Source organism: Curtobacterium sp. 18060 (assembly GCF_902706105.1).
GTDB lineage: Bacteria > Actinomycetota > Actinomycetes > Actinomycetales > Microbacteriaceae > Curtobacterium.
Genome location: NZ_CACSJV010000080.1, coordinates 1 through 9,325, shown reverse-complemented (window position 1 = coordinate 9,325; position 9,325 = coordinate 1). Strand labels below are relative to the sequence as shown.

Sequence of the window (9,325 nt, the reverse complement as noted above, 5' to 3'; positions counted from 1 at the left end):
CCGCCCCACCCCGCGGCGGGCGGCAGGCACTCGCGGGGCCCCTCACGTGTCGGCGGGCTCCAGTAGCGTCGTGACCATGGAATTCAGGTACCTGGGCAACTCCGGACTCAAGATCTCCGAGATCACCTACGGCAACTGGCTGACGCACGGCTCGCAGGTCGAGAACGACGTCGCCTCGCAGTGCGTGCGGGCAGCGCTCGACGCCGGCATCACCACGTTCGACACCGCGGACACGTACGCCAACACCGCCGCCGAGACCGTCCTCGGTGAAGCGCTCAAGGGCGAGCGGCGTGCGGGGCTCGAGGTCTTCACGAAGGTCTACTGGCCCACCGGCCCCAAGCAGCACAACGACGTCGGACTCTCCCGCAAGCACATCCTCGAGTCGATCAACGGCTCGCTGACGCGACTGCAGACCGACTACGTCGACCTCTACCAGGCGCACCGCTACGACCACGAGACCCCCCTCGAAGAGACCATGCAGGCCTTCGCGGACGTCGTCCGCCAGGGCAAGGCGCTCTACATCGGCGTCAGCGAGTGGAACGCCGAGCAGATCCGCGCCGGCGCCGCGCTGGCGAAGGAGCTCGGCTTCCAGCTCATCTCGAACCAGCCGCAGTACTCGATGCTGTGGCGGGTCATCGAGGGCGAGGTCGTCCCCGCCTCGAAGCAGCTCGGCCTGTCGCAGATCGTCTGGTCGCCCATCGCGCAGGGCGTGCTGACGGGCAAGTACAAGCCGGGTCAGCCGCTGCCCGAGGGCTCGCGTGCCACGGACGAGAAGGGCGGCGCCGACATGATCAAGCGGTTCATGCGCGACGAGGTCCTCGAGGCCGTGCAGCGCCTGCAGCCCGTCGCCGACCAGGCCGGCCTCACCCTCGCGCAGCTCGCGATCGCGTGGACGCTGCAGAACGACAACGTCGCCAGCGCCATCGTCGGTGCCTCGCGTCCGGAGCAGGTCACGGACAACGTCAAGGCAGCGGGCGTCACGCTCGACGCCGACGCGCTCGCCGCCATCGACGAGGCGCTGGGTGACCTCCCGGAGCGCGACGCGGCCAAGACCGTGTCCCCGGCGCAGCGTCCCGCCTGAGACGCGACCCACCATCGGACGGGAGGCCCGTGGCGACGCCGCCACGGGCCTCCCGTCCGCTTTTCGGTCGGCCGCACAGCCCTGTTGGCCTGCACAGACCGGTCCGGTCTGCACAGATCGGCCGTCCGTACCCCGGATGAACGGCACGTGTCGTGGAACTGGCAGACACCTGGGTAAGCCCGTACCCCACCCAAACCGCAGTCGCGTTCCCCCCGAATCGGGGGCATGACCCGAACTGATACCCCCGTTCTGGTGTCACCCGACACCGGTACGGTGCCGACCGTGCGACCCGGCACGGTCTCGCGCCTGCTCGCCACCGCGAGGCAACTCGCGTCGTTCGGCACGATCGGTGCCGTCTGCTTCGTCATCGATCTGGGCATCTACAACCTGCTGCGCGCCACCGTCATGCCCGACGGTCCCATCGCCGCGAAGATCGTGTCGGCCGTCGTGGCGACCGCCGTGGCGTGGATCGGCAACCGCTTCATCACGTTCCGCGCCGAGCGCCAGACCGGCCGCCGCGAGACCGTGCGCGAGGGGCTGCTCTTCGCCGCCACGAACCTGATCGGGCTCGGCATCGCCGCAGCCTGCCTGTTCGTCTCGCACTACGTCCTCGGGTTCACCTCGACCCTCGCCGACAACGTCGCCGGCAACGGCGTCGGCCTCGTGCTCGGAACCGCCTTCCGGTTCGCCGCGTACAAGGCCCTCGTCTTCCGTTCCACCGATGCTCGTCGCACGAAGGGGCTCGCCGCATGACCATCTCCGCCACGCTGCTGACGGCCGCAGGGCCGCTGCTCCAGCCGAACGAGGGGACCGCTCCGTCGAGCGTCCCGAACCGAGGGACCACCGACGTCCCGACCGGAGGCTCCGGTGCCGTCCAGCAGGCCGCGTGGTCGCTGGGTGAGTGGATCGGCTACTCCGCCCTCATCGCGATCTCCGTGCTGCTCACGATCGTCGCGCTGACGACGCTCTGGTGGATGCTGCACGCCTGGCGCTCGCGGGACGCGCTGAAGTCGACGAGCTTCAGCCAGACCCCGCGCCCGGCCGCGCACCGCTTCACCCTGCTGGTGCCCGGGCGGCACGAGCAGGAGGTCATGGGCCAGACGCTCGACATGCTCGCGAAGCAGGACCACCCCGACTTCGAGATCATCGCGATCGTCGGCGAGGACGACCCGGAGACGGACGCCGTCGTGCGCGCCGCCGCAGCCCGCCACCCCGAGCTGATCCGGGTGGTCGTCGACGACACCCTGCCGAAGAACAAGCCGAAGGCGATGAACCTGGCGCTGCAGTACGCGACCGGTGACGTCGTCGGCGTGTTCGACGCCGAGGACGAGGTCTACCCGCACTTGCTCACCCTGGTGGACTCGCGGTTCCAGGAGACCGGCGCCGACGTCGTGCAGGGCGGCGTGCAGCTGATGAACTTCAAGTCCAGCTGGTGGTCGCTGCGGAACGTCCTGGAGTACTACTTCTGGTTCCGCTCGCGCCTGCACTTCCACGCCGGCTCGAAGTTCATCCCGCTCGGCGGCAACACCGTCTTCGTGACGAAGGAACGCCTCGACTGGTCGAACGGCTGGGACGCGCACTGCCTCGCCGAAGACTGCGAGCTCGGCGTCCGGCTGTCCGCCGACGGCGCGAAGGTCGTCGTCGCGTACAGCCCCGAGGCCGTCACCCGCGAGGAGACCCCGCCGACCTTCGCCTCGCTGCTCAAGCAGCGGACGCGCTGGAACCAGGGCTTCCTGCAGGTGCTCGGCAAGGGGGAGTGGAAGAAGCTCCCGTCGTTCCGTCAGCGCTTCTTCGCCCGGTACATGCTGACCATGCCGTTCATCCAGGCGGCCACCGGTCTGCTCATCCCGCTCAGCGTCCTGATGATCCTGTTCGTCAAGGTGCCGACGGCGATCGCCCTGGTGTCGTTCATCCCGGTGGCACCGACGCTCATGCTGCTGGCCGTCGAGGTCGTCGGCCTCAACGAGTTCGGTCGCATCTACAAGGAGAAGGTCCGGTTCCGCGACTACGTGAAGCTCGTGCTCGGTCTCGTGCCGTACCAGATCTTCCTCGCCGCAGCAGCCGTCCGAGCCGTCGTCCGCCACGCCAAGGGGCAGAACGGCTGGGAGAAGACGGAGCACACGGGCCAGCACCGGAACGCCGAGCAGCCCGCCGAGGTCGTCGGCTTCGCGTCGGAGTTGACCGGGTCCGGGTCCGGGTCCGCGGGCGCGACGTCTTCGTCTTCGTCTTCGTCTTCGTCTTCCGAGCGTGAGCTCGCCGGCACGACCACAGGAGGGACCCGATGACCGCCAGCATCACCAACACCACCGGCATCCCGATCCGCGGTGCCGTCGCGGGGAACCACACCGGCATCGGCGCCTGGTTCCGCCGGCACGCCGCGAGCCTGACGTGGCTGCTGCCCGTCGTCGCCGTCACCGTCATCGTGCAGGCCTGGAACATGTCCGGCACCCCGCAGCGGATCGACGACGAGGGTACGTACACGGCGCAGGCCTGGGCGATCATGCACCTCGGCGAGATCACGCACTACACGTACTGGTACGACCACCCGCCACTCGGCTGGATCCAGATCGCCGGCTACACCGGTCTGACCGGGGCGTTCGCGCGCTACCCGTTCGCCGTCGAGGCAGGCCGTGAGGCGATGGTCTTCTTCTCCGCCGTCTCGAGCATCCTGCTGTTCGTCCTGGCCCGCCGCCTCGGTGCCGGCCGGATCACCGCTGCCGCAGCCGGACTCGTCTTCGCGCTGTCGCCGCTCGCCCTGCAGTACCACCGCACGGTCTACATCGACAACGTCGCGACGCCGTGGTTGCTCGCCGCGTTCGTCCTCGTCCTGAGCCGTCGCCAGCAGCTCGCCGGGTTCGCCGGCGCCGCTGCGTGCCTCGGCATCGCGGTGCTCTCCAAGGAGACGTACCTGCTCGCCCTGCCGTTCCTCATCTGGATGGCGATCCGTCGCGCCGACAAGAGCACCCGCCGGTACACGCTGAGCGTCGCCGGCGCCGTCCTCGTCATCATCGGCGGCGGGTACCTGCTGCTCGCCGCGGTCAAGGGCGAGCTGCTGCCGAGCAGCGGTCGGGTCAGCCTGTTCGAGGGCATCACCTACCAGCTCGGCTCGCGCTCGGCATCGGGTTCGCTGTTCGACCCGGGCAGCCTGGCCAACGCCGCCGCGTCGCAGTGGTGGGCGCTCGACCCGGTGTTCATCGTGCTCGGCTCGGCCGCCGCGGTCGTCGGGCTCTTCATGCGACGGGTCCGTCCGATCGCCGCCATGCTCGTCTTCCTGCTCGCGATGATGTTCCGCCCGAACGGGTACCTGCCGGTGCCGTACGTCATCATGCTCATCCCCTTCGCCGCCCTGCTGGTCGCCTACACGGCCGAGCGTGCCGTCCTGGCGATCGCCGGTCGGGTCCGCACCCGGACCCGCCTCGGCGCCGGGACCCGTCGTGGTCTCGGCATCACCTGGGCCGTCACGACCGCTGTCGCACTCGTCGTGGCGGTGCCGCTCTGGGGAACACAGCTGCGCGGCTTCGTCCTGGGCAACCTCGACCTGCCGATGCAGCAGGCCGAGCAGTGGGTCGGGGACAACGTCTCGAAGTCCTCCCGACTGCTGGTGGACGACGCCATGTGGGTCGACCTCGTCGAGGACGGCTTCGCCCGGAACAACGTGGTCTGGTACTACAAGCTCGACACCGACGGAGCCGTGGAGCGGCAGTCGCCCAACGGCTGGAAGGACTCGGACTACGTCATCACGACGGACTCCATGCGGACCGGCGGCAACTCGTCGTCCGACATCCGCCAGGCGATCGAGAACTCGACGGCCGTCGCGACCTTCGGGTCCGGTGACCAGCAGGTCGAGGTCCGACGCATCCACGCCGAGGGATCGACGGCCGCACAGACCGCGATCACCCGGGCCAGCGACCTGCGGAAGACCATGGGCACCGAGCTGGCGTCGAACCCGGCGCTCCGGGCCGACGACGGCACGAAGTCGCAGTTCCGTGCGGGTCAGGTCGACTCGCGAGCGATGATCGCGCTCGGCCAGGTGCTCGCCGACCAGGACGTCCGCGTCGACCGGTTCACCCCGCTCACGGGCGAGACCGGGCAGCCGTTCCGCACCGCCGTCCTGCACACGAGCGACGCTGCCTCGGCGGAGCGCGTGGCCGCCACCCTCGAGGCGATGCCCGATTCGTTCCGGCCGGCGTCGGTCGAGCGTGAGGGCGAACGCCTCACCGTCACGTACACCCCGGCGGACCCGACCACGACCGCGACGAGCGCCTCGTGACCCGCCGCCCCGCCGCCCCGTCCGCCGCCCGGATCGCCGAGCGGGCGAAACACCCGGGTGCTCCGGATGCCGACCCCGGCATTTCGCCCGTTCGCGGGGACACCCGCACCACCCGCACACGCGGGACCGCCGAGCGGGCGAAACACCAGGGTGCTCCGGACGCCGACCCCGGCATTTCACCCGCTCGCGGGGACGCTCGCATCCACGGCCCCAGCAAGGCCCGCAGCACCACCGCACACAACTCGACCAGCACCACGACCCGAAGGAGCACGACCATGACCGCACACACCCAGCGACGCCGCACCGTCGTCGTCGGCGCACTCGCAGCGACCCTCGTCGCCGCGACCGTCGGACTCGCAGCACCCCAGACCGCCTCCGCCGCCACCGCCGACGAGGGCTGGCTCCGCGTCGGCCACCTCTCGCCCGACACCAAGGGCGTCGACGTCGAACTGTCCAGCCTGTCCGGCGGCAAGACGATCTTCGAACTCGACGACGTCACGTACGGCCAGGTCAGCAAGTACCAGGAGCTCCCGGTCGGCACCTACGTGCTGTCGATGCGGGCCTCGGACGCCCCGGACTCCACGCCCGTGATCTCCACCGACGTCAAGGTCGACAAGGGCGACGCGAGCACGGTCGTCGCGTACGGCAAGAACACCGACCTCAAGACGACGGCGTTCACCGACGACCTGCAGCAGCCGGGCGACGGCAAGGCGAAGCTCCGGCTCGTCCAGGCCGCCACCACGGCGAAGCAGGTCGACGTGAGCACCTCCGAGGGCACCGCCATCGCCGAGGGCGCGAAGTTCGGCACCGCCACCAAGTACGCCACCGTGGACTCCGGCAAGTGGACGCTCGACGTCTCCGGCAGCGGCCAGCAGGGCACCGCCAGCGTCGACCTCGCGGGCAACACGGTCTCCACCCTGTTCGTCCTCGACGACAGCAAGGGCGACCTGACGGTCGTGCCGGTCACGGACGCCGCAGCCACCGCCGCGACGCCGACCGGCGGCGTGCAGACGGGTGGCGGCGGCGCAGCCGCCGACCGACCGATGACGGAGGCCGTCCACACGGCCATCGCAGCGCTCCGCTCGCTGTACCGCTGACGCCCTGGCCGGGAGGCACGGATCGCGTGCGCCGACACGCTCACGTGATCCGCCCCTCCCGTCCAGATCCTTCGTCACCATCCACGGAAAGGCAGGCCAGCATGACCCGCAGGACCTGGATACCCGTCACCGCCGCAGCGGCGGTGGTCGTCGCCGTCGGCGTCGCGCTCATCGCGGTTCGCCCGTGGGGGCAGGACACCGAGGCCTCGAGCGGCTCGGTCGCCACCCCGACCTCGACCAGCGCGCCCGACGCGGCACGCTCCCCGAAGGAGCTCCGCACGGAGTTCCTCGACCGGTACGTGCAGGACGGCCGCGTCGTCCGCACCGACCAGGGCGACGACACCGTCAGCGAGGGACAGGCCTACGGGCTGCTCATCGCCTTCGCGAACGGTGACCGCGACCGGTTCGACGACATCTGGAAGTGGACGAAGACGCACATGCTGACCGACGACGACCTGCTCGCCTGGCGTTGGACGCCCGACGACGGTGTCGCCGACGAGCAGCCGGCCAGTGACGCCGACCTCGACGCCGCGCGGGCCCTGGTGCTCGCCGGAGACGCGTGGGGCGAGGACCGTTACACGGCAGCCGGCAAGCGCATCGCCTCGGCGATCCTGGAACACGAGACCGCGACCACGGAACTCGGCACGATCCTGCTGCCCGGGCCGTGGGCGGACTCCGAGCCGTACCGGTACAACGCCTCGTACGCGTCCCCGGCAGCCTTCGCGGTGCTGGCGAAGGCCACGGGCGACGACCGCTGGACCGCGCTGAACCGTGGGTCCCGCGCGGCGACCGCGGCAGTGCTCGACGAGTCGCAGCTGCCGAGCGACTGGTCGCAGGTGCACGCCGACGGCACCGTCGACCCGATGCCCGCCACCGGGGGAGACCAGCGCGTGCTGTACGGCTACGACGCGATGCGGACGCCCGTCCGCTACGCCGAGGCCTGCTCCGCCGACGACCGCGCCCTGGCCGGGTCGCTCGCCCCGACCCTGCGTCGGACGACGCAGCTCGCGGCGCAGCTCGACCTGGGCGGCACCGCCGTGACCGGGGACACGAACGCCCTGGCGTACACCGCCCGGGCCGCCGCGGAGTACGCGGCCGGTTCCTCCGGTGCGGCCGCCGACGACCTCGAGCGGGCCGACCGGACGGCTGCCACCACGCCGACCTACTACGGGGACGCCTGGGCCGCCCTCGGTTCGACCATGCTCACCTCGGACGTGCTCGGCGGCTGCGCGACGACGGCCGGAGGGGCATCGTGACCGGCCGACGGTCCGCCGGGCGTAGTTCGGTGTTCGGACGTCGTGGCGTGGTGATCGGGGCCGTGCTCGCCGCGGTCGTCGTGGGCGGCGGCGTCACCGGTGTGGCGCTCGCGTCGACCGTCGGCAGTGACGGGTCGGACGGGCGGGCCGGTTCGGCGCCGTCGAGTTCGGCTTCTGCTTCTGCTTCTGCAGGGTCGGGCATCAAGGGGTTCCAGGACCCGGCGGCACCCGCTGCCCGATCCGCGGCGACCCCCGTCAGCGTCTCGATCCCCGCGATCGGCGTGCAGTCGAACCTCGAGGACCTGCACCGCGGCACGGCCGGCGAACTCGACCCGCCCGTCGACTGGGACAGCGCCGGGTGGTTCAGCGACGGCATCGTCCCCGGTGAGGTCGGCCCGGCAGTCATCGCCGGCCACGTCGACAGCCCGACGAGCGCCGCCGTGTTCTTCCGGCTCGACGAACTGGTCGCCGGCGACGAGATCCACGTCGCGATGTCCGACGGCAGCACCCGCACCTTCACCGTCGACCGCTCGGAACGCGCCGCCAAGTCGGCGTTCCCGACGAGCGACGTCTACGGCACCACCCCGACCCCCCAGCTCCGACTGATCACCTGCGACGGCGTGTTCGACACCGCCACCGGGCACTACACGGACAATCTGATCGTGTTCGCAGACCTCTCGTCGGACTGACCCAAACACCGACCGATACATTCGATGTGGAGCACGAGGAGCACCATGAGCGAGACCCTGGTCATCATCCCGACCTACGACGAGGCGGAGAACGTCCGTCCCATCGTCGAGCGCACGCTCGCCGCCACCGACGAGAACGTCCACGTGCTGGTCGTCGACGACAACTCGCCCGACGGCACCGGTGACATCGCCGACGCCATCGCCCGCGAGACCGACCGCGTGCACGTCATGCACCGCACGGTGAAGGACGGCCTCGGCGGCGCGTACCTGTCCGGGTTCGCCTGGGGCCTCGAGCACGGCTACGCCAAGCTCGTCGAGATGGACGCCGACGGCTCGCACCACCCCGAGTACCTGCCGTGGATGCTCGAGCTCGCGGACACGAACGACCTCGTGCTCGGGTCCCGCTGGATCAAGGGCGGCAAGGTCGAGAACTGGCCCTGGTACCGCGAGCTGCTCTCCCGCGGCGGCAACCTCTACACGCGCCTGGCCCTCGGCATCGCGGTCCGCGACGCCACCGGCGGGTTCCGGGTCTTCACCTCACGGGCGTTCGAGCGGATCGACCTGGCCGGCGTCGCGTCGAAGGGCTACTGCTTCCAGGTCGACCTGTGCTGGCGTGCCCTCGAGGCCGGTCTGCGCGTCGTCGAGACCCCGATCACGTTCACCGAGCGGGAGTTCGGCGTCTCGAAGATGAGCGGCAACATCGTGCGCGAGAGCCTGGCCCTCGTGACGAAGTGGGGCATCGACCGCCGCATCCGCGAGACCCGTTCCCTGGTCAAGGACCACCGGAAGCTGCCGTCCGTGCGCACCAACGCGCACGCCGTGGCCGACCACGCAGCCTGACCCGCTGAGTCGGGGTCGGGGTCGGGGTCGGCGCTCGGGGTCGGCGGTCGGGGTCGGCGTCGGTACCGCGAAAGCGACAGTGTCCCGCGAAC

At 70.6% G+C, this 9,325-nt stretch carries 8 protein-coding genes; all 8 read left to right on the top strand.

Annotated elements, in window-relative coordinates:
• Positions 1-76: 76 nt before the first annotated feature.
• The 8 genes from GVL05_RS19175 to GVL05_RS19140 all read left to right on the top strand — a co-directional run bounded on the left by GVL05_RS19175 (position 77) and on the right by GVL05_RS19140 (position 9,233).
• Entirely contained in the window at positions 77-1,081 is a 1,005-nt protein-coding gene (locus GVL05_RS19175) for an aldo/keto reductase family protein (RefSeq protein WP_131845390.1), read from the top strand.
• A 282-nt stretch (positions 1,082-1,363) separates the two neighbouring features.
• Entirely contained in the window at positions 1,364-1,834 is a 471-nt protein-coding gene (locus tag GVL05_RS19170; protein WP_235036072.1) for a GtrA family protein, read from the top strand.
• A complete protein-coding gene (locus tag GVL05_RS19165) occupies positions 1,831-3,366 on the top strand; it encodes a glycosyltransferase (protein ID WP_200849281.1) in 1,536 nt (511 codons plus the stop codon). Before GVL05_RS19170 ends, GVL05_RS19165 begins: the two co-directional genes overlap by 4 nt.
• Positions 3,363-5,351 carry a glycosyltransferase family 39 protein gene (locus GVL05_RS19160; protein ID WP_132099623.1) on the top strand — a complete coding sequence of 663 codons (1,989 nt, stop codon included), beginning with the start codon at positions 3,363-3,365 and terminating at the stop codon, positions 5,349-5,351. Before GVL05_RS19165 ends, GVL05_RS19160 begins: the two co-directional genes overlap by 4 nt.
• Positions 5,352-5,626: 275 nt before the next feature.
• The gene (locus GVL05_RS19155) at positions 5,627-6,448 is read left to right on the top strand and encodes a DUF4397 domain-containing protein (RefSeq protein ID WP_123294030.1); all 822 of its coding nucleotides are present in this window, start codon (positions 5,627-5,629) and stop codon (positions 6,446-6,448) included.
• Between the two features lie 101 nt (positions 6,449-6,549).
• Complete coding sequence (locus tag GVL05_RS19150; protein ID WP_131921632.1) at positions 6,550-7,704, top strand: glycosyl hydrolase family 8; 1,155 nt, start codon at positions 6,550-6,552, stop codon at positions 7,702-7,704.
• A 47-nt stretch (positions 7,705-7,751) separates the two neighbouring features.
• The gene (locus GVL05_RS19145) at positions 7,752-8,393 is read left to right on the top strand and encodes a class F sortase (RefSeq protein WP_235036071.1); all 642 of its coding nucleotides are present in this window, start codon (positions 7,752-7,754) and stop codon (positions 8,391-8,393) included.
• Between the two features lie 45 nt (positions 8,394-8,438).
• On the top strand, positions 8,439-9,233 hold the full coding sequence (locus tag GVL05_RS19140; protein WP_123294027.1) for a polyprenol monophosphomannose synthase: 795 nt from the start codon (positions 8,439-8,441) through the stop codon (positions 9,231-9,233).
• Positions 9,234-9,325 lie beyond the last annotated feature (92 nt).